Below are 25,026 nucleotides of genomic sequence, written 5' to 3'. Positions count from 1 at the left end.
TTGCATATATTGCGCCGCAACGCGTAGGGCGCCCGGTCTGATATGGCCGGGCTTCCTTTTTGGGCGGCGAGCGCCCGTTTCCAGTCTTTCAGCGTTGTTTCGAGAAGAGGTCCCGGTCCGACCGGCGAGATCGCGCTTAACCCATTGTTCGAACGCAAAGAAGCTCACTCATGAACCTCCGCAACGTTGCCATTATCGCCCACGTCGACCACGGCAAGACGACCCTGGTCGACCGCCTCCTCCAGCAGTCCGGCACGTTCCGCGAGAACCAGAAGGTGACCGAACGCGCCATGGACTCCAACGATCTGGAGCGCGAGCGCGGCATCACCATTCTGGCCAAGGCGGCCTCGGTGCAGTGGAAGGACACCCGCGTCAACATCGTCGACACCCCCGGCCACGCCGATTTCGGCGGTGAGGTCGAGCGCATCCTGAACATGGTGGACGGCGCGCTGGTGCTGGTGGACGCCGCCGAAGGCCCGCTGCCGCAGACCAAGTTCGTGGTGTCCAAGGCACTCAAGGTCGGCCTGAAGCCGATCGTCGTCATCAACAAGGTCGACCGTCCCGACGCGCGCCCGACCGAGGTCATCAACGAGGTGTTCGACCTGTTCGCAGCGCTCGATGCCAGCGAAGAGCAGCTCGACTTCCCGATCCTCTACGGGTCGGCCAAGCAGGGCTGGATGGCCGAAAGCCCGGAGGGTCCGAAGGACAAGGGCATGGAGCCGCTGTTCGACCTGATCCTGCGCCACGTCGCGGCGCCGAAGGTCGAGGAAGGTCCGTTCAAGATGATCGGCACCATCCTGGAAGCCAACCCCTATCTCGGCCGTATCATCACCGGCCGCATCTCCTCCGGCGTGCTCAAGCCGAACCAACAGGTCAAGGTGCTCAACGCCGACGGCAAGCTGGTCGAGTCGGGGCGCATCACCAAGATCCTGGCGTTCCGCGGCCTCGAGCGCACGCCGCTCGATGAAGCGGAAGCCGGCGACATCGTTGCGATTGCGGGCCTGACCAAGGGCACCGTCGCCGATACGTTCTGCGATCCGACCGTGGAAGTGCCGCTGCCGGCCCAGCCGATCGACCCGCCGACCGTGTCGATGTCGTTCATCGTCAACAACTCCCCGCTCGCCGGCACCGAAGGCGACAAGGTGACGAGCCGCATGATCCGCGACCGTCTCTTGCGCGAGGCCGAAGGCAACGTTGCGCTGCGCGTCGTCGAAGCCGCCGACAAGGACGCGATGGAAGTCTCGGGCCGCGGCGAATTGCAGCTCGCCATCCTGATCGAGACCATGCGCCGCGAGGGCTTTGAGCTCTCGGTGTCGCGCCCGCGCGTCGTGTTCCAGAAGGACGAAGCCACCGGTGCCACGATGGAGCCGATCGAGGAGGTCGTGATCGACGTCGACGAGGAGCATTCCGGCGTCGTCGTGCAGAAGATGAGCGAGCGCAAGGCCGAGCTGATCGAGATGAAGCCGTCCGGCGGCAACCGCCTGCGTCTGGTGTTCTACGCGCCGACCCGCGGCCTGATCGGCTACCAGGGCGAACTTCTGACCGACACCCGCGGCACCGCGATCATGAACCGCCTGTTCCACGGCTATGCCCCTTACAAGGGCGAGATCCAGGGCCGCCGCAACGGCGTCCTGATCTCCAACGACCAGGGCGAGGCGGTCGCCTACGCCATGTTCAAGCTGGAAGACCGCGGGCCGATGATGATCGAGCCGGGCTGGAAGGTCTATCGCGGCATGATCGTCGGCGAGCATACCCGCGACAACGATCTCGAGATTAACGTGCTCAAGGGCAAGCAGCTCACCAACATCCGCACGACCTCCAAGGACGAAGCGGTGCGCCTGACCCCGCCGATCCGCATGACCCTGGAAAAGGCGCTCGCTTATATCGAGGACGACGAGCTCGTCGAGGTCACCCCGAAGTCGATCCGCCTGCGTAAGAAGCATCTCGACCCGAACGAGCGCAAGCGTGCGGAAAAGGCCAAGGAAGCGGTGGCGTAGGCCAAGCGAATGGGGAATGGCGAGTAGCGAATAGGGTTATTTGGCGAGAGGCGGCATTTCTTATACTCTATTCGCCATTCGCCACTCACTATTCGCCCTTCCATGTCCTTCCCCTCCTCCGTCGACGTCGCGATCATCGGCGCAGGTGCCGCCGGCCTTGGCGCCGCGCATGCGCTGCATGGCTCCGGCCTCTCCGTGATCGTTCTGGAGGCGCGTAATCGGCTCGGCGGCCGCGCCTGGACCGTGCAGGCCTCGCCTGACGTGACCTTCGACGTCGGCTGCGGCTGGCTGCACTCGGCTGACAAGAATTCCTTCGTTGCGATTGCCCGCCAGCTCGGCTTCGAGATCAACACGGATCTGCCGCCTTGGGGCGATCGCGCCTATGGCGACGCCTTTCCGGAAGCCGAGCGCATCGCCTTTGCGGACGCGATCGACGAATTCTACGAACGCGCCTGGGAGGCCGCGGAAAGCGGCGAGGACGCGCCCGCCTCCTGCTACCTCGAGCCTGGCAACCGCTGGAATCCGATGATCGACGCGGTCTCGACTTATGTGAACGGGTGCGAACTCGATCAAGTCTCGATCCTCGACATGGAGCGCTACGAGGACACGTATTTCAATTGGCGTGTGCGAGCCGGGTATGGAACGCTGATCGCGGCCTATGGTGTGCCCTGTCCGGTCGCGCTGAACTGCAACGTTACGCTGGTCGATCACTCCGGTCAGCGCATCCGGCTCCAGACCTCGCAGGGCACGATGATCGTGAACAAGGTGATCGTCACCGTCCCGACCAATCTGATTGCCGATGAGGCGATCCGCTTTTCTCCGCCGCTTCCCGCCAAGCTCGATGCCGCACGCGGCCTGCCGCTCGGTGTCAACGACAAGGTGACACTGGCGCTCGCGGATGCTGAAGCCTTTCCGAAGGACGGAAACCTGCGCGGCGCCACCATGCGCACCGCGATGGGCACCTATCACATCCGCCCATTCGGGCAGCCCTGCATCGATGGCTTCTTCGGCGGCAGCTTTGCGCGTCAATTGGAAGACGCCGGCGAGGGCGCCTTCGCCGCCCATAGCATCGACGAGATTGCAGGCTTTCTCGGCAACGACATCCGCCGCAAGCTAAAACCCCTGCGCGAGTCGCGCTGGGCGCACGATCCTTTCGCCCGCGGCTCCTATTCGCACGCGCTGCCGGGTCACGCCGACGATCGCGCCGTGCTGGCCGCACCGGTTGATGGCCGGCTGTTCTTCGCCGGCGAGGCAACCTCGCCAAATTTCTTCTCGACAGCGCATGGCGCGCGCGACAGCGGCGAGCGAGCGGCCAGGGAAGTGCTGGCGGCCCTAGGCAGGCCATGACCGCAAGCTCCGTGTTGCGAGCGCAGCGAAGCAAATCCAGGGTCTTTCTCCGGAGAGATTCTGGATCGCTTCGTCGCTTCGCTCCTCGCAAGACGAGGATACTATTCGATCACCCGCGCCCATAAATCGGCATCGGGCACGAAACAGGGATCGTACTTGCCGAAGATGCGATAGCGATTGCGTGCGACGAGGCTGTACACGGGATCCCGCAGCGGCCTCGGCACGGCGAACAGCCGGCGCACCCATTCCCAGCCGGGGAGCTGAGACAGCACCATGAGCGCGGCATCGGACTTCATGAACACCTCGCCGCCGTGGATCACTGCATTGGTATCGGGATCGTGCGGATCGATCCCGAACGTGCGCGCGAGCCGCGCCCCATAATCCGACTGGACCGGCGTGAAGCGAAACCCCTTCGCCGTATCGCGGGCGGCGACGAAACGGACCCAGCGCGAGCAGAAGATGCACACGCCATCGAACAGGATCACATCGTCGTCGGGCCATTCAGGCATCAGCGATTGTCCCACGGCTTCTTGGCCGCCACCGGCCTGCCCTGGTTCAGCGCGCGCGCGAGCTCGCCGCTTGCGGCTTTGACGCCGGCCTCGGTTTCGATCATCCAATGACCCTCGCTGCCGACGGCCGGCAGGATGCGAAAGTCGAGCTTGTCGCCACCGCCGCCAAACGCCTCGGCCAATCTTTGAGAAAATGCCGGTGCGAAGTAACTGTCGTTGGCGGCAACGAGCCACGTGACGGGGATGCGCGCGGTCTTGCCGAATTCGGCGGCGGCCGCAAGGAGCGTATGCGGCGCGCAGATCCTGTTCGGCTCATCATTGGCATGGCCGCCGCGCCCCGGCGCGAATGCAACGATGGCGGAGATCGCCTTCGGCTCGGCGCTGGCGAGCGCCAGCGCGCCCCAACCGCCGGCGGAATGGCCGATGACCGTTGCAGCCTCCTTGCGGATGAATTCCTGTTTTCGCAAATAGTCCAGCGCGAGCGAGATTTCGTCGGCCGTTGCACGGGCCGATCGCGCGTAGTCCGCCTCGTCGCAGCCGCCCTGGTCTTCGACATAGTGGCCGCCGGTCGCGCCGTGACCGAGCCGTTCCGGCACCAGCACGGCAAACCCGTGCGCGACGAGATACGCCGTGAGCGCGCGATATTCCGGTCGCGGCATTTGCGCGCGACGCAAGCCATTCTGCGTCGAGGCGTGGGCAATGACCGCGAACCGGAACGGGCCGGCGCCGACGGGGCGAAACAGCAGCGCATGCGCGGCAATGCCGGTATCCGGCGACGGCACGCGCCACTGTTGCCGGCGAAACGGTTCGCCCTCCTCTCCGGAGGGGCCAAACGTGGTCTGAGCGCACAGAGGTGACGCAGTCAGCACGGCCAGCCAAGACAGAAACGCAGGGGTGATGAGGAGCCGCATGAATTGCCAGAGGAGGCGGACACCGACAGCGATGTCACACGAAAGCGCGATGAGATGAAGACGAATGGTCACCGCGCTTTAGACTATTGTTTGAGCATAATCTTTTCGGAAAACCGCTCCTCACTTTTCCGGATCATGCTCCAGTAGGAACGAATCACTCCGGCCAGACTTTTTGCGCAGCCATCGCATTCATTGGGTGCCGCAGCGAGTTTTGCACCGACGCACGGCAGGGCGATCCCGTTCTGAACGGCGGCTTGTCCTCTTTCGGTACAACATGGTTAAAAACTGATGCAGAAAGTCCACAGGTTAACCGATAATTAACGATAGGTCTTGCCGCCGGCGCGGCGACTTGGTTTGATCGCGTCCATGAGCACAACCCTGATCGAAGTCCGGCCGGCCAAAGCCGCAGATGCAACTGCGGTGGCGTCGACCCATGACGAAGCCTGGCGCTCGGCCTATCAGGGCATCATTCCCGGCGCCGAGCTGGAGAAGCTGATCAACCGCCGCGGTCCGCAATGGTGGGACAGTGCGATCCGCAAGGGCAGCCGCGTCAGCGTGCTGGTGTTCGGCGACAAGATCGCAGGCTACGCCAATTATGGCCGCAACCGCGCCCGCAGCCTGCATTTCGACGGCGAGATCTACGAGCTCTATCTGCGTCCTGAATTCCAGGGCCTCGGCTTCGGCCGCCGCCTGTTCGCCGCCGCCCGCCGCGACCTGATGCAGAGCGGCCTGAAAAGCATGGTGGTGTGGGCGCTGTCGGACAACGATCCGGCCACCGAGTTCTACCGTGCCCTGGGCGGCCGCATGGTGGCACGCTCCTCGGAGCGGTTCGGGCCGAAGTCGCTCGACAAGGTTGCCTTCGCCTGGACCAATTGAGCTGCTGAAACCTGAATCGGCAGCGTTTCCATCCGTCGATACCGTTGCCACTTGGGCCGGTGATCGCCGGATTCATTATTTCACAAAAACGCGATGGATCAGCGGGCGAAGCCCGCGTATGACAGCGCCAAAATCGCTGCCGGGCGCGATGTCACCTCGGCAACAACGGAGCCTTGAATGCGTATCGATGCGGTCTCGATCGGGAAAAACGTACCACATGACGTCAATGTCATCATCGAGGTCCCCGTGGGTGGCGAACCGATCAAATACGAGATGGACAAGGAGGCTGGCACGCTCGTGGTCGACCGCTTCCTCTACACGCCGATGCGTTACCCCGGGAATTACGGCTTCATCCCGCACACCTTGTCGGATGACGGCGATCCCTGTGACGTCCTGATCATCAACACCCGCGCCATCATTCCCGGCGCCGTCATGAGCGTGCGCCCGGTCGGCGTGCTGTTCATGGAAGATGAGGCCGGCGGCGACGAAAAGATTTTGGCGGTGCCGTCGTCGAAGCTGACGCAGCGGTACGATAAGGTGAAGAGCTACTCTGACCTGCCTGACATCACGCTCCAGCAGATCCAGCACTTCTTCGAGCACTACAAGGACCTTGAGAAGGGCAAGTGGGTGAAAATCCTGCGCTGGGGCGGCCCCGAGGACGCGCACAAGCTGATCCTCGAAGGCATTGAGCGCGAGAAGAAAAAGAAGGGCTAACGGTCATTCCGGGGCGCGCGAAGCGCGAACCCGGAATCCAGGAGTTTGTGTCCCGAGATTCCGGGTTCGATGCTGCGCATCGCCCGGAATGACGACAAACCTACACCGCCGGCTTCGGCAGCCTTGTGATCGCGCAGGCGGCACGGAGCGTATTCACCAGCAGACAGGCGACCGTCATCTGGCCGACGCCGCCCGGCACCGGCGTAATCGCGCCGGCAACCCCAAGCGCTTCCTGATAGGCAACGTCGCCGACGAGGCGGGTCTTGCCGTCTTGTTTGGGGATGCGATTGATGCCGACGTCGATCACGGTTGCGCCCGGCTTTAGCCAGTCGCCGCGCACCATCTCCGGCTTGCCGACAGCGGCGTAGACGAGGTCGGCGCGCTTCACGAGGCCAGGCAGGTCGCGCGAGCGCGAATGCGCGATCGTGACCGTGGCGTTCTCGTTCAGCAGCAACTGCACCAGCGGACGGCCGACCAGGTTGGAGCGGCCGATGACGATGGCGTTCATGCCTTCGAGCGAAGCGTGCACGCTTTTGGTCAGGATGATGCAGCCCAGCGGCGTGCAGGGCGACAGCGCCTCAAAACCGGCGGCGAGCCGGCCGGCATTGCTCGGATGCAGGCCATCGACATCCTTGGCGGGATCGATGGCATTGATCACGGCCTCGGTGTTCAGCCCCTTCGGCAGCGGCAGTTGCACCAGAATGCCGTGCACGGCCGGATCGCGGTTGAGCTTTGCGACGAGCGCCAGGAGATCTGCTTGCGCAACGTCGGCCGGCAGCTTGTGCTCGAACGAGGCCATGCCGGCGCCTTGCGTCTGAGTGTGCTTGGAGCGGACATAGACCTCACTGGCAGGGTCGTTGCCGACCAGCACCACCGCAAGGCCCGGCACCAGATTGTGCTCGCGCTTGACGCGGGCGACCTCCTCGGCGACGCGGCCGCGAAGTTCCGCGGCAATGACTTTTCCATCGATGATTTTCGCGGTCATGTCAGTTCCTATGGTCTATCGATTTGGCGAAAGCGAGCTGACGCAAGGCTTCGCCGAGCCGTGCCGAATCGCCTTCGATCGCGATCTGCTTCAGCCGCGAGGTCGCCCCGGATAAAAGCCTGACGTTGGCCTTGGGCACACCAAGCGATTTCGCCAGCAGGACCAAGACCGACTTGTTGGCCTCGCCACCATCGGCAATGGCGCGTACCCGCACCTTGAGCACGCTGCGGCCGTCGGAGAGCTGCTCGATCCCGTCGATGTCGTCGCGGCCGCCGCGCGGCGTCACCCGCAGCGCGATGCTGATTCCTGTGGCGGAGGGACGCCAGGGTTCTTTGACAACCAAGGCGCTCCAGCTTGCCTAGATCACGTTCGGGTAGATGTAATACAGGATCACCCGCTCGATGAACATGATCAGCAGGATCAGGATGATCGGCGAGATGTCGAGGCCGCCGAGACTGGGCAGGAAATTGCGAATAGGTGCCAGCAGGGGCTCGGTGATCCGGTACAGGAACTCCGCCACCGCCGAGACGAACTGGTTGCGGGTGTTCACCACGTTGAAGGCGATCAGCCAGGACAGGATCGCGGACGCGATCAGCAGCCAGACGTAGAGATCGAGCACGATGATGACGATATCGAGAACGGCACGCATGGTTTTTGAAAACTCTGGCTCCGGTCGGGATTGACGCCGCTGGCTTGATATCGGTTCCCCCCGACCCAAACAAGGGAAGTCGGCGCCCGGATGGCTAAAACCGGGTTATACCCGTCCTTGACTTGACCTTGGCGGGGACTTAAATGGCGCCCGGTTGTCGGCCGCATTCACCAGAGCGGCCAGCAAAGGGGCCATAGCTCAGCTGGGAGAGCGCGTCGTTCGCAATGACGAGGTCGGCGGTTCGATCCCGCCTGGCTCCACCACGCTTCGCCCTTCGGGCTACGCGTGGCGCAGCCACGAGGAGTCCGAAGAGCGAAGCGTGGTGTCCGGCGAAGCCCGAAGGGCGAAGACGGACCGTATCCGCAAATCGAAACAGCACTTAGCCAAGGCCCTTCGGGCTACGCGTGGCGCAGCCACGAGGAGTCCGAAGAGCGAAGCGTGGTGTCCGGCGAAGCCCGAAGGGCGAAGACGGACCGTATCCGCAAATCGAAACAGCACTTAGCCAAGGCCCTTCGGGCTACGCGTGGCGCAGCCACGAGGAGTCCGAAGAGCGAAGCGTGGTGTCCGGCGAAGCCCGAAGGGCGAAGACGGACCGTATCCGCAAATCGAAACAGCAATTAGCCAAGGCCCTTCGGGCTACGCGTGGCGCAGCCACGAGGAGTCCGAAGAGCGAAGCGTGGTGTCCGGCGAAGCCCAAAGGGCGAAGACGGACCGGAAGCGTGGTGTCCGGCGAAGCCCAAAGGGCGAAGACGGACCGTATCCGCATCGAAACAGCAATTAGCCAAGGCCTCCGGGCTCCGCGTGGCGCAGCCACGAGGAGTCCGAAGAGCGAAACGTGGTGTCCGGCGAAGCCCAAAGGGCGAAGACGGACCGTATCCGCAAATCGAAACAGCAATTAGCCAAGGCCCTTCGGGCTACGCGTGGCGCGAAGCGTGGTGTCCGGCGAAGCCCAAAGGGCGAAGACGGACTGTTCGAAGCTCCTGCCCCTATTTCCCCATAAACCGCGGTGGCCGCTTCTCCATGAAGCTTGCGACTCCTTCCCGGAAATCGCTGCCGTTCAGCGCCACCATCATCTCTCGGTTGGCTTCGATCGTCGCCTCGGCCAGCGTCTGGAACGGCACCTCGTAAAGCTGCCGCTTGATCACCGCCATCGCGCTCGGTGAGACCAAATCGGCGAGGTCGCGGGCATAGGCATAGGTCTCCTCGCGGAGTTTTTCCGGCGAGCAGAGCCGGTTCACCAGCCCGATCCGCAGCGCTTCCGCGCTCGGCACGCGCCGGGCCGAAAGCAACAGGTCCAGCGCATTGGCATGACCGACGATGCGCGGCAGCATCCAGGATATGCCGTGCTCGGCGATCAGACCGCGCCGCGCGAAGGCGGTCGTGAACACCGTGTTGTCGGCGGCAAAGCGCAGATCGCAATAGAGCGCGTGGACGAGGCCGATGCCCGCGGTCGCGCCGTTGAGCATGGCAATGATCGGCTTCTTGATCGATGGGTAATAGCCGTAGCGCGTCTGCCAATCCGGCCGGCGGTTCATGTCAAAGGGCGGCAGGTTCGAGGCGCGTCTGACGTCATCGGGATCGAGCCCCTTCAGCGCATCCATGTCGGCGCCGGCGCAGAAGGCGCGGCCCGCACCGGTGAGCACGATGACGCGGACATTGTCGTCGATGCTCGACGCTTCCATCGCGTGACGCACGTCGCGCTCCATGATCGGCGTCCAAGCGTTCATACGATCCGGGCGATTGAGCGTGATGGTTGCGATCTTATCGCTCACTTCATAGAGAATGTGCTCGTAGGCCATGGCGCTCTCCCTTTGCCGGCGCGTTCGTGCGCGCACGTTGACAGAGAGCCTAGCATATTCAGGGGAGAGGCAAGGGCTTCGCGCGAAGGCGCGATCACTCGGCGGCTTGCGCCAGCGCCGGCCGGCGCGCCAGCCAGCCATCGATGAAGTGATCGAGCCAGGCGCGTTCCGCGGCATCGTAGACGGCACGATCTGCAAAATGATGATGCCGCTGCCGCGCACCCGGCGCGCTGAAGCCATCATAGCCGCGCGTGGTCCAGCGACACATCATCGCGTAGGTCACGTCTGGATGAAACTGCACACCGAAGGCATTGCCCGTACGGAACGCCTGCACCGGAAAATCATCGCCCTCGGCAAGCAGCTCGGCGCCGACCGGAAGATCAAATCCTTCGCGATGCCAGTGGTAGACTTGCTCCGGCCAGTGCGGGCAGAGCGCATGTCCCGCGGCAGTGGGCCTGATCGGGTAGTATCCGATCTGGGCCAGCGCCTCCGCATGAGGCGCGACCCGGGCCCCGAGCTGCATCGCCAGCATCTGTGCACCTAAGCAGACGCCGAGGAACGGCCGCTGCTCGCGGAGCGGAATTTCGATCCAGTCGATCTCACGGCGGATGTAGTCGTCGGGATCGTTGACGCTCATGGGGCCGCCGAAGATCACGACGCCGGCATGCTGATCGAGCGTCTCGGGCAGGGCATCGCCGAAGCGCGGTCGCCGGATGTCGAGACGATGACCGAGCGCGCGCAGAGCGTTGCCTATTCGGCCGGGGCTCGAGGATTCCTGATGCAGGACGATCAGAACCGGGAGCCGGGCTTCGGAGGCGAAGGCGGCCGCGCCAGGCGTCCTCTTTCGGAGGGGCACCAATTCTGCGCGACGAAACCTGTCCGTCCGGAACGACATGGCCTCTGCGAGTGCTATCGGTTCAGACCGCCAGCATAGCTAATCGATGGTTAACATCGTGTGAGTTCGCGCACACACCGGGATCAAAGCAAGCTCCGGGCCACTACGGGGCGCCTCAGGCTTTCTCTTAGTATCTGCGCCTCTGGAATCGGCTGGTCGCGGCCAGGATGAAGCCGCGCGGGAAGAAACGCAGCGCCAACGGCACAATCTTGATGCCCAGACCAGGCAGCACTGCCCGTTTGTTGGCCATCAGACCGCGATACGCATCGCGGGCCACCTCGGCGGCAGAGACGTTGAGAACCGCCGTATCATGTTGGGATCCGACACCGGCGCGAGCCTGGAATTCGGTTGGCACCGGGCCCGGGCAAAGCACGGTGACGCGGACGCCGCGCGGTGCAAGCTCCGCCCGCAGCGCTTCGGTGAAGGAGATGACATAGGCCTTTGAGGCGTAGTAGACGGCCATGCCGGGGCCAGGCAGAAAGCCGGCGACAGATCCGACATTGAGAAGACCGCCCCTGTTCTTGATGAGCTGATCGGCAAAGCGCAGCGACAGATCCGTCAGGGCCCGGACATTGACATCGACGACGCCGAGCTGCTCAACGCGATCGCGCTCGATCGCATCACCGAACACGCCGAAGCCGGCATTGTTGACGAGATGATCGAGCTCGACACCTTCAGCGGCAAGCGCTGCCGCGATCTTGTCGCCGGCATCCGCTTCCTCGAGATCGCAGGCGATCACGATCGGTTTCTTGCCGCCCTTGGCGGCCAGCTCAGCGGCGAGCGCTTCCAATCGGTCTGCCCGGCGCGCGGTCAATGCGAGGCGATGCCCGTTGGCGGCAAACACGCGCGCCAGCTCCATGCCGATACCCGCCGAGGCACCGGTAATCAGCGTCACCCGCTCAGTCACGATCGAAGTCTCTTGAATTCAAGTTTTTGGCCCCGCAATGGTGGAACGAGAGCATAGGCCACGCGCGACATGCAAGCTGCGCCGCCAGCATGGCCGCTTGAGCAGAACGACAGGCCGCGCTGAAAAACCTTTGATTTGCAGGCGAATTCGGCGCAGGCGGCGAATAAATTAAAGTTTCGTCATGTCTCCGCGCAGGCCGCGATCAGTCGAGGCCAGAGCCGTCAGCCGCGACCGCGGTGTCCTTGACCTGACCACCGGCTCGGTCCGCGACCGCGTGCTTCAAGTCGATCCGGTCGCGCTGCGAAATCCCGAGCAGATCGGAGGCGCGCCAGACGACGTTGTCCTCGAACTCGCTGACCTGGCCGTCTGCATAGACCAGCTCCCACATCATCCGCACGATGCGCTTGCGACCCTCTTCGTCGAGCGAGCGCATGATGACGCTGGTGAAATGATAGAGATCGACCGCCTCGCCCTCGACCTGGGTGGCGTCGGCGATCAGCCGGTCCGCAGTGCCGCGATCCAACCCAAAGTGGCTTTCGATCAGGCTATGTAGTTTACGTTGCTCGGCTGCGCTCGGCTGACCGTCCAGCGAGACCACGTGAATCAGCAGCGCCGTGGCTGCCAGCCGATAGTCGCTATCGCCAAATGCGCGAGTCTGGTCGTGGGGAGCAACAATGTCGGCGATGAATTGGCGCAGGCCGTCGAGCATAAAGTCCTACCGAGATCGATGAAGCCGCGAGGGGCGGATGTTACCAGCATTATATGAGGCGCAAATTCAACCGGCGCAATGTGCGTCAGTTCCGCGCGCTGCATTACGTTTCGGCAATCTGCCGGTTGGCGTTATGCCCGGTCCGATCGGCGCTGGAGGATGTAGCGCGCATCCGCCGCCACGCCCTCATTGCGACGGAGCGCATGTCGGACGCATCCCTCACGGTATCTCGTACACCACCATCTTGTCGGCAATGCCGCGCAGAGCCGCCTGCTTCTGGATCGGCTTGATCTCGCGCTGCTGAAGGATTTCGGCAACCGCCGGCACGTCGAGCACTGGACCGGTGATGTGGATCTCCTGCGCGGTCGACAGGCTTTGCACGCGCGCGGCGATGTTGACGGTCTGGCCGAAATAATCCTGGCGCTCGTTGAGCATCACCGCGAGGCAAGGCCCCTCATGAATACCGATCTTGAGAATGAGATCGTTGGCGCCGCGCTCCTTGTTCAATTCATCCATGGCGGCGCGCATGCGCAGCCCCGCGGTAATTGCGTGCTCAGGTCTGACGAAGGTCGCCATGACAGCGTCGCCGATTGTCTTCACCACCGCCCCCTTCTCGGCGGCAATGATCTCCAGCAGCGCACGAAAATGCGCGCGCACGAGGTCAAAAGCACTGAGATCACCGACTCGCTCGTATAGCGCCGTCGACCCCTTCAGGTCAGTGAACAGGAAGGTCAGCGACGTGATCTTCAATCGCTGGTCGACATTGAGGTTGTCGGCCTTGAAGACGTCGCGGAACGTCTGATTGGACAGCATCCGCTTGGCCGTCAGAATGGGCTTGCGCTTGCCGATCATCTCATGCAGCGCATCGGCGGCAATCCACACCGAGGGCAACACGCGATTGCCTGATTGATTCTCGAGCGTGAGGCGCAACGGTCCGGGGCGCATCACAGTGGTCCCCGTAGGCGCCTCTAATTTGTTGAACATGATCGAAAGCTGCTGACGTTCGCTCGTCGGCTCACCCTGAACATCCAGGAAATGGGCGGAATGCGTCACCGGCTCGAAGACGATGACGAACTGGCTAGGAAGCTTCAGCGAGAGGATCGCCTTTTCGCCGGCAGGCAATTCGAGCGCTTCCAGCGTCACTTCGTTGATCAGGCGCGAGAACGATTCATCGTTGATGTCGACCCCAGAGCTCCAGAACATCTGCCGCACATATTCCCAGATCGGCAATGTGTCGGGATCGTGGGCACCGATTCGGCGGACGCGCGGACTGACGGTAAAAGCCACCTCGACCATCTCATCGACTGACGCCTCGTACCCAGCTGCACAGAGCGCACAGTTGTAGTCTTCATGCTTCAGGGATTTCAACGTCGTATGCGCACCCAGAACTCCTCCGCAGCCGGGACACAGCACGTTCCAGCTCATGTCGAACAGGCCGAGCCGCGATGCGTGCAGGAATCCAGAAATGACCTTCTCCTGATCGAGCCCGGCACGATCGGCAAAATCCAGCACGTTGATGCGGTTGAGGTCTCGATCCTGACCATTGGCGATCAGTTGCGCAATCGCGTCGACCACCTTGGCGTCGGCGGTCTGCTTCAGAACGGAAAACTGGGCCTGGATGTCGCTCATGGCGGGGGCTCTGTCTAAGGTGGATCACGCCATCGGCCAGCCGAGCGTCCGTTACCGACGCGTGATGCGGAACATGGGTGAGTGGTCTGGCTGCGTCGTGACGACGCCATGCGGAATCACGGGAACGGTATCGGCAAGCTCGACGCGGAACGCGCCGATCAGCCGGGCCAGCGCCAGCACCGATTCGGCTTGCGCAAACGGCGCGCCGATGCAGACGCGGGGGCCCGCGCCGAACGGCAGATATGCGAAGCGATCAGGCGGCTCTTTCGCCATGAAGCGCTTTGGAATGAACGCGTTCGGCTGATCCCACAATTTCTCGTGCCGGTGCAAAAGCCACGGCGCGATCATGATGATGTCGCCCTTGCCGATCTCGATGCCGGCCGCGTTGTCCTTCTCGCGCGCGGCACGCGCGACCAGGAAGGCGGGCGGATAGAGCCGCATGGTCTCCTCGATCACGGCACGGGTGAATTTCTGCCGCTCGATGTCGGCCATGCTGTCGAGATGTTCGCCGCGGGTCTCGGAGGCGACCTCCTCCTGCGTGCCAGGGTCGAGCGACAGCAGATAGAGCGCCCAGAACAGCGCCGTCGCCGTTGTCTCGTGACCCGCCAGGATCATGGTTGCGACCTCGTCGACGAGCTGTCCGTCGGAAAAGCCCTTGCCCGTTTCAGGATCGCGGGCCTCGTCCATGAGGTCGAACAGGTCACGCGGCGGCGCGCCGTCCTTCTTGCCCGCCGCGCGCCGTTCGGCGACCAGCATGGCAACGAATTCGGTCCAGCGCTTGCGAAAGCGCGCTCGTGCAAGATCCATCGGGCTCGGCCAGGACACCGGCAGCGCCATGTCGAGGAAATAGGGCCGTCCCAGCCGCGCGGCATATTCCATGATGAAATTGCGCAAGCTCGTGCCATGGCGGTCCATACCGAACGAGAACATCGTGCGTCCGGCGATCTCGAGCGTCATGCGCTGCATGACCTCGCGCAGATCGACCGGCTCGCCGGTTCGCGCGTCGAGCTTCGCAATCGCTTCGTCGAGCACCGCGGTCATGTGCGGGACGAGATTTGCGGTAGCGCGCGGCGTGAAGGCCGGGGCTAGCGTGCGGCGCTGAAACGTCCAGGAATGACCTTCCGCAATCAGGAGGCCGTCACCGAGCACCGGGCGCAGCATGCGGATGCCCGCCGGCGTGCGCGTATAGTTCTCGTAATTGCTGAGCAGGACGTGCCGGATCGCGTCCGGCTGGTTCAGGATGAAACTGTTGCGGAAAAAAAAGCGGCCCGGGATGACGTCTTCCTCATAGGCGCGCTGCCCCCAGGACGCGATCATGTTCTGGCGGATCACCGCGAGCTTGCCAAAGAACGACATATCGTCCGGCGCACGCGGCGGGGTCGGAGGGATGATGGGCCGACGCACGCTGGCGATGTTCATGGCTCTCTCCCGCGGAAGTGACGCAAGCAAACAGCTAATAAGTCAGCTCGGCAATCGCAATCCTGTTCTCAGAGGCGGGCCAGGCGCGTGCCACAATCCGTTCTTCGCCAAACTGGGCCACGATGTTACGCCCGACCTCGCTCGCCGGAAGCCGCAGGGTTGCTGCCGCATCCGTGGGCACGCCCGATTTGACGTCGGCCGGCTCCTTGCCGTCGAGCAGCACCACGTCGCGTGGCAGACCGAAATAGCCGCGCGGCCGAGACATGATCACGACAGCTCCTGCGTCCTTGTCAGCCGGCCCGAGCGGGCGCGCGGGCCGCAGGTGCACGACGTCCGACGAGCGCGGGAATGGCGAGCGGTAGATGTGCGTCGTCGGCGCGTCGGGCGATGCCAGGACGAATTCGAGCGACCAGGTGGGATCGACCTGGACCGGTCCCCAGCGGCCATCGGCACCGGTTTTTGAGCTGTGCAGCGCACCGCCCTTGCGCTCTCCCGTCTCGGGATCGACGCGGAAGACCTCGACGGTTGCGCCGGCCACCGGACGGTTGGTCGGCACGCCGCCCGGCGTGCCCGTGACCAAACCGCTCAACTTCACGCTTGGCTCCGGCACAATCGCGATGCGCATCGGCTCGCGGCCGGCGACGAACTTGTAGATCTCGCGAAATGCGCGCGGATGAAACGCAACCTCGCGATGATCGAGCGCACCGAGCACGAGGTTGGTGGCGCCCTTCAGCTCCGGCCCCTCCGCGGTAACACCGGTCGGGACGCCGGGGTTTCCGATGAAACGGCCGTCGGCTTGGGCATATTTGTCCAGGCCGTCACTGCGCAAGGTGAGAAAAGCTGTGCCCGCCGTCACCTCGCTCTCGCCCTCGTTCAAGCCGCGCAGGAATGCGCCGCGGCCATTGAACTCGTTGTTGGGCTGGTCGTCGGTCGCGAACACGCCGTGATTGGGCGTGCCACACAACACGGCGTGGCTGACATCGCCGGCACCGCCATTTTTGATGACGTTACGGATCGCATAGCCACCGCGGGAGCTGCCGACCAGCGCCACGCGCGGCGCGCCGGTACGGCGCTTCAGGTCAGCGATGGCGGCGGTGAGCTCGCGGCGCTGGTCTTCGGTCGAGGACCGGTTCGCCTGCTCGACCTTGTCGTCGCTGCGCGCCAGCGGATCGGTGAAATTGATCGCCGCCATGCGATCGCGTGCGACGCCGTTCGATTCCATCCGCCACAAAGTCGTCATCCAGAGCGCGTCGTAGTCGCCGTTGCCGTGGACCAACAGGATCGGCGGCAGCTCAGTGCTTGGCGTGGCGGCCGGTGCGGTTTGGGCCATCGCGCCCGCCCGCAAGCTCGCAACTGCGAAAGGCAAGCTGCTGACCCCTTGCAGGATCGTCCGTCGCGACAGCTTCATCTGTTCCTCCCCGGCAAACGCCTCTTTGCACCGCTTATACCGGCCTAACCACTGGACAGCGAAGGACTTTCGCGGGCATCACTGAATTTGCCGGAATCGCCAGGACCATTTCTGCCAGACCGTTTGGAAGGGATATGACCGAGCAGAGCAACCGCCAGAAAATTGTCGCCGAACGCATCACCGCGCCGCTGCGGTACACCGTATTCCGGCGCATCTGGCTTGCCAGCCTGCTCTCCAATCTCGGCCTCCTGATCCAAGGCGTTGGTGCCGCCTGGGCGATGACGCAGATGGCGGCCTCGGCCGATAAGGTGGCGCTGGTGCAAACCGCGCTCATGTTGCCGATCATGCTGATCTCGATGCCGGCGGGCGCCATCGCAGACATGTATGATCGACGCATCGTCACTCTGGTCTCGCTGTCGATCGCGCTGGTCGGCGCGAGCGCGCTCACTGTGCTGGCCGGCCTTAATCTGATCACGCCAGAATTGCTGCTCGCCTTTTGCTTCGTCGTCGGCAGCGGCAATGCGCTGTTCGGCCCCGCCTGGCAGTCCTCGGTGAGCGAACAGGTGCCGCCCGACGCACTGCCCTCGGCCGTCGCGCTCAACGGCATCAGCTACAACATTGCGCGCAGCTTCGGTCCCGCAGTTGGCGGCGTGATCGTCGCTGCGCTCGGCGCGGTGGCGGCGTTCGCCTGCAACGCGATTCTCTATCTGCCGCTGCTGGTGGTGCTGCTGCTCTGGCGCCGCAACACCGAACCCTCGCGCCTGCCGCGAGAGAAGCTCAACCGCGCGATGGTATCGGGCTTCCGGTACATCACCAATTCACCGCCGATCAAGATCGTGCTGTTGCGCACGCTGGTGATGGGCCTGATCGGCGGGGCCGTGATGGCGCTGATGCCGCTGGTCGCGCGCGACCTCTTGCATGGCGGCGCGCAGACCTACGGCATCATGCTCGGCGCCTTCGGCATGGGGGCCGTGATCGGCGCGCTCAACATCCATGAATTGCGCAAGCGCATGAGCGGCGAAGCCGCGATCCGCGCCTGCACCATCTCGATGGCGTTTGCGATGGCCGCGCTCGGCTTGAGCACGGAGCCGGTGCTGACGGCAACCGCGCTGGTGCTGGCCGGCGCGGTCTGGATGGCCGCGATCGCGCTGTTCAATATCGGCGTGCAGCTCTCGGCGCCGCGCTGGGTCGCGGGCCGCTCGCTCGCGGCGTTCCAGGCCTCGATCTCGGGTGGTATCGCGATCGGCGCCTGGGGCTGGGGCCATCTCACCGACTATGCCGGGGTCGAGGTCGCACTCCTGGTCGCGGCCGGCCTGATGCTGATCTCGCCGCTGCTCGGCGTCTGGCTAGCGATGCCGCGCGTCGGCGCGCGCAATGAGGATGCCGAGGTGCTGGCCGATCCTGAGGTGAAGCTGTCGCTGACCGGCCGCAGCGGGCCCCTGGTGGTTGAGATCGAATACCGCGTAAGCCAAGAGAATGCCCGCGCCTTCCACAATGTGATGCAGGACGTACAGCTCTCCCGGCAGCGCAACGGCGCCTATGGCTGGTCGATCGCACGCGACATCGCCGATCCGGAATTGTGGACCGAGCGCTATCATTGTCCGACTTGGCTCGACTACTTACGCCAGCGCAACCGTTCGACTCAGTCCGAACGCGCGCTGCATCAGGAAGCCATGGCCTTCCACATCGGCCCCGAGCCGGTGCGGATCCGGCGCATGCTGGAGCGTCCGTTCGGCTCGGTGCGCTGGAAGGAGGACACGCCGGACCGCGCCAATAGCGAAGTGCTGCCGGTGGTCGCGACCGCGGCGGGGAGCAGCACGTAAGCCTCACGTTCGTCATTCCGCAGCGCGCCGTCAGGCGCGAGGCCGGAATGACAGCTTACTGCCCGTGATCCGTCAGCACCTTGTCGCAGCCTTTGCTCAGCCGGGTGCGGTTCTGCTTCAGGCAGGCGAGCACGGCGCCATCGCCATTGTTCATCACGGCGCGGCAGAAGCGACTGACATCACGCGCGCAGGCATCGTGGCCGGGCTGCTGCTGCGCGGACGCGGCCGATGCGCACAGGAGCAAAGAAATAACGAAAAGAAATCTAGCCATCGCGTAATGCCTCTTACCCGGAAGAAATGTGCGGGCGAAGCTAGTGCGATGGTCCTAAGGCCGCAACGGCTTTGTTGAGTGGCTGCAACGTGCCGCCGCATGGCCCCGGCTTGACGCCGGGGCACATCGCGAGGGGAGCTATCCGACGCAACGATCGCCGTGTTGCTTACTGCTTGTCCTGCGTGTCAGCGACCTTGCGCGACGCGCCCTTGGCGAGGTCCTTGTCCATCACCGCGCGGCAGCCGGCGCTTAAGTCAGAACGATGCTTGATCATGCACGCCGTGATCTTCGGGATATTGGGAATGTCCGCGGAGCAGAGTCGGAAGGCATCGCCAGTGCACATCTGCTGCGCTTCGGCCGAGAAGGCGAAGCCCGAGGTCGTCGAGACGGTCGACACGATGGCGGCAAAGCACAGGGCCAGGTTGGTGTCGCGGATCCTGCTGGAAAACGACTTGGTCATTTGAAGCTCCCATTGGCACCGTCGGAACGGCGCCGGTTGTTGATGGGAACTACGATGCTCCGGCCAAACCGTTTCCACCGTGATGATGGTCACGGGAGGCACAGCCTCTGTGACCTCAGTCACTTTGGCGCACTTCCACTTTGGCGCACCTCGCTGAAATTCCTGCGCGACCGGCGTCGCGTTGGTGTCACGTTAACTGTTCCTTCGCATTAATGGCTCGTCGCGCGGGAAATTCCGCCGGTTTGGTTGCGTAATTGGAAAGAATAGCGATGCGTAATGCGTTGGGCCTGATGCTGGCCAGTGTAGTTGCGGCGGTCGTGATCGCCGCCGGCGGTTGGTTTTATTATTCCGCGCGCGCCGATCAGGGCGCCCCCAAGACAGTTGCAGCCCGTGCCGCCGATCCATTGCCGGCACCGGCGAAGCTCGCCGCCAAGGATGACGTCGAGACCACCGCGGCGATCGCGGCCAAGCCGGCGGCAGCTGCCCCATCGCCCGCCCCGGCCATGCCGGTGCAGCAGAAACAAGCCTGCGCCAATCCGAATGCGCTGGGTGTTGCCCGCGTGGTCGAGATCGACACCACAGGCGGTCCCGGCTTCGGCTTCGAGCACTTCAAGCAGTTCGACTTTCTGACCGAGAAGGAGGTCGTGCTGACCTTCGACGACGGTCCGTGGCCGGTCAATACGCCCGCGGTACTCAAGGCGCTCGCGGATGAATGCACCAAGGGCCTGTTTTTCTCGGTCGGCAAGCACGCAACCTATCATCCGGAGATCCTGCGCCAGGTGCTGGCCCAGGGCCACACGGTCGGCACGCACACCTGGTCGCATGTCAACCTCAACAGCAAGAAGATGACGGAGCAGCAGGTCAAGGACGAGGTCGAGAAGGGCTTCAGCGCAGTGAGATTCGCGCTCGGCACCAATCCGGCGCCGTTCTTCCGCTTCCCGCAGCTTCAGCACAATCCGGCGATGGTGACCTATTTCGGCACCCGCAATGTCGCGATGTTCTCGACCGACATCGACTCCTTCGACTTCAGGAAGGGCGCCACGCCGGAGAAGATCGTCGAGACCGTGATGACCAGGCTGGACAAGCTCGGCAAGGGCATCATCCTGATGCACGACTTCCAGAAGCACACCGGCGAAGCCATGCCGGGGCTGCTCGCGCGGCTCAAGGCCGGCGGCTACAAGATCGTGCAGATGAAGGCCAAGACGAGCCTCCAGACGCTGCCGGAATATGACGAGGCGTTGCTGAAGGACCTGAAGGTGCCGACCTCAGGCACGAACTCCCGCCCGATATCGAGTGTGGTGCAGACGGTCTCGCAGTAGGCGATCACCCGCTCAGATAGCTTCAACTTGCGCTGTGGCCGGGCTCGTCCCGGCCATCCACGTTCTTGGGCTCTCGTCAACAGCTCGGGACATGGCGGCGAGAGCGCGGGCCGAGCAACAATGGGGTGTGCCATCAATGCGTGAAGAACCCTGCAACCCTCGACACCCGAACGGCACGAGGTTGTCACCCATGTCTCAGGTACGACCTGTTACCCATGTGTCCGGGCCGGACACAGGGGCGCTGGTGCCGCAAGAGGGATTCGAACCCCCGACCCCGTCATTACGAATGACGTGCTCTACCGACTGAGCTATTGCGGCGAACCCAGCCGGAGCCAGGACGATGCCGGCCCCGATACGCGCGCCCCTGATATCGGGCATGGCCCGAATTGGCAAGGACAAGCGTTCGAAATGGGCCTCATGCGCCCCAGCGAGACCAGAATCCGCGCCACCCGCCGGCCTGGGCCTTTGGCGTGCCGATTTGTTCCGTAAATTCGTCGCTCGGGCCCTCGTCGTCGACCCCGGGATCATCCGGCGCGCGCACGATCGGGATCACGGCGGGGATGGGGGCCGGTCCGGGTTTGCCAATATCGGCACGGCTCCGGAAGACCGGCGTTGCCGCCGGCGGCGATGATTCGGCAGGCGCGGGAGCCGGATCAAGCGGCTCGGAAGGCGCGATCGTTGGCTCTTCCTTGGCAGCCTCCTTGGGGGCTTCCTCGGGAGCTTTCTCGGAACCTTCCTTGGCCTGAGGAGGGGAATTGTCCTGGGCGGCGAGGGCGGGGGCCGTCTCCAGCGGTTCCACCGGCGCCTCGCTGGCCACGGTCACTCGCTTCGGCGGGGGCGCCGCCAGCATGGCCTCCTCGAAGGCCGAGGATTCGATCGTGGTGCCCTTGTCGGAAGGCAGGCTCGCGACCGGCGTCTGCCATTGGAAGGCGTCGAGACGGCCGGTGACCGGAGAGACCGGGCGCCAGCGGTCGCTGACATAGCCGTCCGCAGTCCAGGCTGGATCGAGGCGGGCCCGCACCGCACGCAAGGTCCACGCGCGCGCACGGCCGCCATCGCCATGCTCGGTACGCTCGATCTCGGCCATCAGCAGCGCGACGCGCTGGGTCGGATCGTTGAGATACGGTGCGAGCACCTCGCGCGCGCGGGCGAACTCGGCGGCATCGATCGCAGCGCGCGCGATCGCGAGCTGGCCCTCGACATGGCCGGGCTTGTCGGCAGGCGTCTTGGCCGCGAGCGTCTCGACCCGCTGCAAGCGCTGCCGGGCGGAATCGCCGAGCTTCACATGGGCATAGGCTTCCGCAAGATCGGGATGCGGATTGGCGAGCCAGGCGGCCTCGATCAGCTTCATGGCGCGGCGCACCTGATGCGCCTCGCTCTCGAACCTTGCGGCGAGCACCGCGGCCGGCACCAGGGTCGGCGCGAGCTTGATCGCCTCCATCACGCTCTCGCGCGCGACGTCGCGATCCATGGTTTCCAATTCCAGCGCGCGGGCGGTGAGCAGGACGCCGCGCTGCCGGCGATAGGTACCCTTGTCGATCAGACCCGCGGACAGATTCGAATCGAGGATCGCGAGCGCGCCGCCCCAGTCGCCGCGCGCGCAGCGGAAGCCAAGCACGGCATGGGAGGCCCAGGTCGAGGACGGCGACAGCTTGATGGCTTCCTCCGCGATCGTCACGGCGCCGAGCGCATCGTCGGCGCGCTGCGCCTCGATGAACAGGCCCCGCAGGCCGAGCAGCCGCGTGTCCTCACGCTCGGTCATGGCGCGGAAGACGCGCTGCGCTTCGTCGCGATTGCCTTCGAGCTGCGCCGACTGCGCGTGCAAGAGCAGCGCGAGCGGATCGTCCGGCGCATGCCGTCGCGCCGCTGCCGCATGTCGACGGGCAAGCGCGGTGTCGCCATGACCGATCGCGAGCAGGCCGTGAGTGATAGCGTGGCGACCGCGGGCATGGCGCTTCTCATGACGACGGCGGCGCAGACGCCCCGGCATGCGCCACATCATGGTCAAGACGCTCCAGACCAGCACGATCGCGGCTGCGAAGATGCCGAGCCCGAGCACGAACCCGGGAAAGGTCGTCGTGGCACGGAGACCGCCCCAGGTCAGGACCAGATCGCCGGGCTGATCGGCAACCCAGGCTCCGCCGGCCGCCGCCAATGCGATCAGAATGAGAAAGAGGACGATGCGAAGCATGGCGATCCCTATACGCGCCGATCGTTGCGCGAATCTTTATTGAGCAGGCTTGGCTGGATCAGATTTGGCGAGATCCGCCATGGCATCGTCGGCGAATTTGCGGGAGGCGGCGAGCGCGGCGTCGCGAGCATCGGCCTTGTCGAGCCAGGCTTGCGCGGCAGTGCGATCAGTCTCCGGAAGCGACTTCAGCTCGCGACGCGCCTCCGCCACATCGTTGCGCAGCGCCGCCGAGGTGATGCGCGCCACGATCGCACCGCGGTCATTGCCGATGCCGTCGGTGCGTTCGATGCGGACGAGCTTCGACGCGCCCGCCTGGAGACGCTCGACGATACCGGTACCGCCGGTCTGGGTTTCCGCCGGCGGCGACAGCTTCGGCACGATATTGAGAAGCTCGCGGCTCAGCGCGACCGGCGTCGGGATGCCGGACGATGCAAAGGCGTCGAGCGGCTTCAGCATATCCGGCTTTGCCGCCAGCGATCGCGCCGCTGCCAATTGCTGTTGATAGGGATCGCCATGGCGAACGGCGACGTCGAGCAGGGCCGCCGCCACCACATGGCGCAGCGGCTTGTCGTCCATCGTCCTGGCGTCGGCGATCTTCTCGCCTTGCTGCGCGAGCTCGGCCCGTTCGGTCCTGCTGGCGCGCTCGAGCTGCGCGATGCGGTCGTTGAGCGTGGCAAAATCGGGCGCGGCAGCACCTGGAGCGGATTTCACGTCGTTCAGTGCGCTCGCAGTCTTGTCGGATTGTGCGCGCAGATTGGCGATATCGCTGCGCAGACTGCTGACGGACTTCTCCAGCGCGTCGATCCGCGCCGTCATCGCCGGATCGGCGACGGGCTTGCCGGCCTTGGCTTCGACTGCGCTCACACGCCCGCTGAGCGCATCAACCGTCGCGCTCGTGACTTGCGGTGCGGCAGGCGGCGCCTGCACCGCGGGCCAGCCCAGCATCCAACCGACCGCAATCACGATTGCCGCTGCGACAGCGCCGGAGAGCGGGGCAACGACCCAGGGCGAAATCGGCTGCGATACGGGCGCGGATGCCACAGCGGCCGGCGCCTCGTCACGTTCCGGCTCAGCGTCAGCAAGTTCGGACTTTGCCGGCTCGGATTGTGCCGGCTCGGGCTCGGCGTGCTCCGGCGTCGGCTGAGCCTCGGGCTCGCCCGCCGCCTGCTGCGGCTGGGTCGAGACTTCGCTCGCCTCGAGGTCGATGGTGGGCGGGGCACGCTTGGCACGACGGCTGTCGGGGGCCAATCCTGCGTCTTCAGGCTTGTCGTCGACCATCGTGACGGTTCCTCACATCCATACCTTGCACAGATCCTTCGGATCCGATTGCGTCGGATTCGGCTCGACCTCTTACGCCAAACGGGTGCGCAAAGCACGCTCCAAGGTGTCGAATAAGGCATTTTCGTCCGGCGTCGCCGCCACCAGAACCTGCGACGCGCCGGCCTCTCGCAGCACGCCGGCAACCGTCTCGGACAGGCAGCATTGCGGTATAGCCAGCGCCGAGATTTCGACACCTTCGTCCCGCGCCGCCTCCAGGAACGCCCGCGCGCTGCGCCGGGAGTAGTGCAGCACCGCCTCGATCCCATGGGTGGCAAAGCCCTCGCAAACTTCTCGCGGCAGCAACTTGACCGGAGCCATGCGATAAGTGGTCTGCGTGACCACATTGAATCCTTCGGCGCTGAGCTCGGCGCCGAGATCACGCGACAGATCCGCACCCGCCAGATAAAGCAGCGTGCTCCTTTTCTTCAGCACCTTGTCGCGTGCACTCTGCACCACCTTGTCGCGCAAGGCCGCGGCGTCGCCACCGGCAACGATCACCTCGGCAAAGCCGGCGTCGCGTGCCGCAATAGCCGTGTGCTCGCCGACCGCAAACAGCGGCAAGTGCAACAGACCAAGGCCCGGCAATTGCGGCGCGACGCCGCGGATCGCATTGGCCGATGTAACGATGATGCCGTTATAGCTCGTCTCACTCTCGTCATGAAAGGCGACCGGCTCGAACTTGAGCACCGGCGCAAGCAGCACCACATGCCCTCGCGCGCGCAAACTCGCCGCCGTCGCCTCATTGTCGGGATGTGGTCGTGTGACGAGAATGGACATCGCTTGGTGTTCCCGAGCCATTTGACGGTGGCCATTTGCGAGGGCGGCCGCGCGTGACGATTGCGCAAGCCGTGCCCGGAATGCTACCGGACGTACCAGAACTCTGCTTTA

23 protein-coding genes and 2 tRNA genes are annotated in these 25,026 nt (G+C 64.4%); 7 read left to right on the top strand and 18 right to left on the bottom strand.

Going from position 1 to position 25,026, the window contains the following annotated elements; genetic code table 11:
- The first annotated feature begins 170 nt into the window (after positions 1–170).
- Together typA and IVB12_RS14245 are read left to right on the top strand one after the other, a co-directional pair.
- The gene (typA, locus tag IVB12_RS14250) at positions 171–1,997 is read left to right on the top strand and encodes a translational GTPase TypA (protein WP_247299845.1); all 1,827 of its coding nucleotides are present in this window, start codon (positions 171–173) and stop codon (positions 1,995–1,997) included.
- A 102-nt stretch (positions 1,998–2,099) separates the two neighbouring features.
- Positions 2,100–3,344 carry an NAD(P)/FAD-dependent oxidoreductase gene (locus tag IVB12_RS14245; RefSeq protein WP_247299843.1) on the top strand — a complete coding sequence of 415 codons (1,245 nt, stop codon included), beginning with the start codon at positions 2,100–2,102 and terminating at the stop codon, positions 3,342–3,344.
- Between the two features lie 101 nt (positions 3,345–3,445).
- Here IVB12_RS14245 and IVB12_RS14240 read toward each other — a convergent pair whose 3' ends face one another.
- A complete protein-coding gene (locus IVB12_RS14240) occupies positions 3,446–3,853 on the bottom strand; it encodes a DCC1-like thiol-disulfide oxidoreductase family protein (protein ID WP_247299841.1) in 408 nt (135 codons plus the stop codon).
- On the bottom strand, positions 3,853–4,764 hold the full coding sequence (locus IVB12_RS14235; RefSeq protein ID WP_247299838.1) for an alpha/beta fold hydrolase: 912 nt from the start codon (positions 4,762–4,764) through the stop codon (positions 3,853–3,855). Before IVB12_RS14235 ends, IVB12_RS14240 begins: the two co-directional genes overlap by 1 nt.
- A gap of 366 nt (positions 4,765–5,130) precedes the next feature.
- Between IVB12_RS14235 and IVB12_RS14230 the strand changes: the two genes are divergently transcribed.
- Positions 5,131–5,640, top strand: coding sequence for a GNAT family N-acetyltransferase (locus IVB12_RS14230; protein ID WP_008136728.1), 510 nt, complete (start codon positions 5,131–5,133; stop codon positions 5,638–5,640).
- Between the two features lie 177 nt (positions 5,641–5,817).
- Entirely contained in the window at positions 5,818–6,354 is a 537-nt protein-coding gene (gene ppa / locus IVB12_RS14225) for an inorganic diphosphatase (protein WP_247299836.1), read from the top strand.
- Between the two features lie 100 nt (positions 6,355–6,454).
- On the opposite strand, the gene folD is transcribed toward ppa, so the two are convergent.
- Genes folD through IVB12_RS14210 form a run of 3 tightly spaced genes read right to left on the bottom strand, consistent with a single transcriptional unit; the run spans position 6,455 to position 7,988 of the window.
- Positions 6,455–7,339 carry a bifunctional methylenetetrahydrofolate dehydrogenase/methenyltetrahydrofolate cyclohydrolase FolD gene (gene folD, locus IVB12_RS14220; protein ID WP_247299834.1) on the bottom strand — a complete coding sequence of 295 codons (885 nt, stop codon included), beginning with the start codon at positions 7,337–7,339 and terminating at the stop codon, positions 6,455–6,457.
- Position 7,340: 1 nt separating this feature from the next.
- Complete coding sequence (locus IVB12_RS14215) at positions 7,341–7,682, bottom strand: DUF167 domain-containing protein (RefSeq protein WP_247299831.1); 342 nt, start codon at positions 7,680–7,682, stop codon at positions 7,341–7,343.
- A gap of 15 nt (positions 7,683–7,697) precedes the next feature.
- On the bottom strand, positions 7,698–7,988 hold the full coding sequence (locus IVB12_RS14210) for a YggT family protein (protein WP_008539240.1): 291 nt from the start codon (positions 7,986–7,988) through the stop codon (positions 7,698–7,700).
- A 187-nt stretch (positions 7,989–8,175) separates the two neighbouring features.
- Between IVB12_RS14210 and IVB12_RS14205 the strand changes: the two genes are divergently transcribed.
- Positions 8,176–8,251, top strand: a tRNA-Ala gene (locus IVB12_RS14205).
- Positions 8,252–8,974: 723 nt separating this feature from the next.
- Here the strand turns inward: IVB12_RS14205 and IVB12_RS14200 are convergent.
- From IVB12_RS14200 to IVB12_RS14170, 7 genes are all read right to left on the bottom strand, one after another.
- Positions 8,975–9,787 (bottom strand): enoyl-CoA hydratase, encoded by an 813-nt coding sequence (locus tag IVB12_RS14200; RefSeq protein WP_247299829.1) that lies wholly within the window; start codon positions 9,785–9,787, stop codon positions 8,975–8,977.
- A gap of 94 nt (positions 9,788–9,881) precedes the next feature.
- Complete coding sequence (locus tag IVB12_RS14195) at positions 9,882–10,682, bottom strand: glutamine amidotransferase (RefSeq protein ID WP_247299827.1); 801 nt, start codon at positions 10,680–10,682, stop codon at positions 9,882–9,884.
- 127 nt (positions 10,683–10,809) lie between these two features.
- Complete coding sequence (locus IVB12_RS14190; RefSeq protein ID WP_247299826.1) at positions 10,810–11,589, bottom strand: SDR family oxidoreductase; 780 nt, start codon at positions 11,587–11,589, stop codon at positions 10,810–10,812.
- A gap of 202 nt (positions 11,590–11,791) precedes the next feature.
- Positions 11,792–12,298 carry a TerB family tellurite resistance protein gene (locus IVB12_RS14185; protein WP_247299824.1) on the bottom strand — a complete coding sequence of 169 codons (507 nt, stop codon included), beginning with the start codon at positions 12,296–12,298 and terminating at the stop codon, positions 11,792–11,794.
- Positions 12,299–12,517: 219 nt separating this feature from the next.
- Positions 12,518–13,927 carry an adenylate/guanylate cyclase domain-containing protein gene (locus IVB12_RS14180; protein ID WP_247299823.1) on the bottom strand — a complete coding sequence of 470 codons (1,410 nt, stop codon included), beginning with the start codon at positions 13,925–13,927 and terminating at the stop codon, positions 12,518–12,520.
- Between the two features lie 51 nt (positions 13,928–13,978).
- Positions 13,979–15,346 (bottom strand): cytochrome P450, encoded by a 1,368-nt coding sequence (locus tag IVB12_RS14175; RefSeq protein ID WP_247299820.1) that lies wholly within the window; start codon positions 15,344–15,346, stop codon positions 13,979–13,981.
- A gap of 34 nt (positions 15,347–15,380) precedes the next feature.
- Entirely contained in the window at positions 15,381–16,754 is a 1,374-nt protein-coding gene (locus tag IVB12_RS14170) for a hydrolase (protein ID WP_247299818.1), read from the bottom strand.
- 134 nt (positions 16,755–16,888) lie between these two features.
- On the opposite strand from IVB12_RS14170, the gene IVB12_RS14165 reads away from it, so the two are divergent.
- The gene (locus tag IVB12_RS14165) at positions 16,889–18,577 is read left to right on the top strand and encodes an MFS transporter (protein ID WP_247299816.1); all 1,689 of its coding nucleotides are present in this window, start codon (positions 16,889–16,891) and stop codon (positions 18,575–18,577) included.
- 55 nt (positions 18,578–18,632) lie between these two features.
- Here IVB12_RS14165 and IVB12_RS14160 read toward each other — a convergent pair whose 3' ends face one another.
- Both IVB12_RS14160 and IVB12_RS14155 read right to left on the bottom strand, forming a co-directional pair.
- Entirely contained in the window at positions 18,633–18,848 is a 216-nt protein-coding gene (locus IVB12_RS14160; RefSeq protein WP_247280007.1) for a cysteine rich repeat-containing protein, read from the bottom strand.
- Between the two features lie 166 nt (positions 18,849–19,014).
- Positions 19,015–19,308 carry a hypothetical protein gene (locus IVB12_RS14155; RefSeq protein ID WP_247299814.1) on the bottom strand — a complete coding sequence of 98 codons (294 nt, stop codon included), beginning with the start codon at positions 19,306–19,308 and terminating at the stop codon, positions 19,015–19,017.
- Positions 19,309–19,577: 269 nt separating this feature from the next.
- Between IVB12_RS14155 and IVB12_RS14150 the strand changes: the two genes are divergently transcribed.
- The gene (locus IVB12_RS14150; protein WP_247299813.1) at positions 19,578–20,627 is read left to right on the top strand and encodes a polysaccharide deacetylase family protein; all 1,050 of its coding nucleotides are present in this window, start codon (positions 19,578–19,580) and stop codon (positions 20,625–20,627) included.
- Positions 20,628–20,869: 242 nt separating this feature from the next.
- Here IVB12_RS14150 and IVB12_RS14145 read toward each other — a convergent pair.
- The 4 genes from IVB12_RS14145 to IVB12_RS14130 form a co-directional block, all read right to left on the bottom strand.
- A tRNA-Thr gene (locus IVB12_RS14145) sits at positions 20,870–20,945 on the bottom strand.
- A 97-nt stretch (positions 20,946–21,042) separates the two neighbouring features.
- Positions 21,043–22,818 (bottom strand): heme biosynthesis HemY N-terminal domain-containing protein, encoded by a 1,776-nt coding sequence (locus IVB12_RS14140; RefSeq protein WP_247299810.1) that lies wholly within the window; start codon positions 22,816–22,818, stop codon positions 21,043–21,045.
- Between the two features lie 36 nt (positions 22,819–22,854).
- Entirely contained in the window at positions 22,855–24,096 is a 1,242-nt protein-coding gene (locus IVB12_RS14135) for a hypothetical protein (RefSeq protein ID WP_247299809.1), read from the bottom strand.
- 72 nt (positions 24,097–24,168) lie between these two features.
- Positions 24,169–24,915: a uroporphyrinogen-III synthase gene (locus IVB12_RS14130; RefSeq protein ID WP_247299808.1), complete on the bottom strand. Its 747-nt coding sequence runs from the start codon at positions 24,913–24,915 to the stop codon at positions 24,169–24,171.
- Positions 24,916–25,026: the final 111 nt, after the last annotated feature.

Origin of the sequence: Bradyrhizobium sp. 179 (genome assembly GCF_023073535.1) — a bacterium.
In the GTDB taxonomy this organism is placed as follows: domain Bacteria; phylum Pseudomonadota; class Alphaproteobacteria; order Rhizobiales; family Xanthobacteraceae; genus Bradyrhizobium.
This window is presented reverse-complemented; position numbering and strand designations above follow the sequence as displayed.

Bases quoted from the DNA above. Each gene is read 5' to 3' on its own strand.
- IVB12_RS14245 (WP_247299843.1), top strand. From the start codon at position 2,100: ATGTCCTTCCCCTCCTCCGTCGACGTCGCGATCATCGGCGCAGGTGCC.
- IVB12_RS14130 (WP_247299808.1), bottom strand. From the start codon at position 24,915: ATGTCCATTCTCGTCACACGACCACATCCCGACAATGAGGCGACGGCG.
- IVB12_RS14185 (WP_247299824.1), bottom strand. From the start codon at position 12,298: ATGCTCGACGGCCTGCGCCAATTCATCGCCGACATTGTTGCTCCCCAC.
- ppa (WP_247299836.1), top strand. From the start codon at position 5,818: ATGCGTATCGATGCGGTCTCGATCGGGAAAAACGTACCACATGACGTC.
- IVB12_RS14240 (WP_247299841.1), bottom strand. From the start codon at position 3,853: ATGCCTGAATGGCCCGACGACGATGTGATCCTGTTCGATGGCGTGTGC.
- IVB12_RS14140 (WP_247299810.1), bottom strand. From the start codon at position 22,818: ATGCTTCGCATCGTCCTCTTTCTCATTCTGATCGCATTGGCGGCGGCC.
- folD (WP_247299834.1), bottom strand. From the start codon at position 7,339: ATGACCGCGAAAATCATCGATGGAAAAGTCATTGCCGCGGAACTTCGC.
- IVB12_RS14155 (WP_247299814.1), bottom strand. From the start codon at position 19,308: ATGACCAAGTCGTTTTCCAGCAGGATCCGCGACACCAACCTGGCCCTG.
- IVB12_RS14210 (WP_008539240.1), bottom strand. From the start codon at position 7,988: ATGCGTGCCGTTCTCGATATCGTCATCATCGTGCTCGATCTCTACGTC.
- IVB12_RS14200 (WP_247299829.1), bottom strand. From the start codon at position 9,787: ATGGCCTACGAGCACATTCTCTATGAAGTGAGCGATAAGATCGCAACC.
- IVB12_RS14180 (WP_247299823.1), bottom strand. From the start codon at position 13,927: ATGAGCGACATCCAGGCCCAGTTTTCCGTTCTGAAGCAGACCGCCGAC.
- IVB12_RS14235 (WP_247299838.1), bottom strand. From the start codon at position 4,764: ATGCGGCTCCTCATCACCCCTGCGTTTCTGTCTTGGCTGGCCGTGCTG.
- IVB12_RS14230 (WP_008136728.1), top strand. From the start codon at position 5,131: ATGAGCACAACCCTGATCGAAGTCCGGCCGGCCAAAGCCGCAGATGCA.
- IVB12_RS14160 (WP_247280007.1), bottom strand. From the start codon at position 18,848: ATGGCTAGATTTCTTTTCGTTATTTCTTTGCTCCTGTGCGCATCGGCC.
- IVB12_RS14170 (WP_247299818.1), bottom strand. From the start codon at position 16,754: ATGAAGCTGTCGCGACGGACGATCCTGCAAGGGGTCAGCAGCTTGCCT.
- IVB12_RS14135 (WP_247299809.1), bottom strand. From the start codon at position 24,096: ATGGTCGACGACAAGCCTGAAGACGCAGGATTGGCCCCCGACAGCCGT.
- typA (WP_247299845.1), top strand. From the start codon at position 171: ATGAACCTCCGCAACGTTGCCATTATCGCCCACGTCGACCACGGCAAG.
- IVB12_RS14195 (WP_247299827.1), bottom strand. From the start codon at position 10,682: ATGTCGTTCCGGACGGACAGGTTTCGTCGCGCAGAATTGGTGCCCCTC.
- IVB12_RS14165 (WP_247299816.1), top strand. From the start codon at position 16,889: ATGACCGAGCAGAGCAACCGCCAGAAAATTGTCGCCGAACGCATCACC.
- IVB12_RS14150 (WP_247299813.1), top strand. From the start codon at position 19,578: ATGCGTAATGCGTTGGGCCTGATGCTGGCCAGTGTAGTTGCGGCGGTC.
- IVB12_RS14175 (WP_247299820.1), bottom strand. From the start codon at position 15,346: ATGAACATCGCCAGCGTGCGTCGGCCCATCATCCCTCCGACCCCGCCG.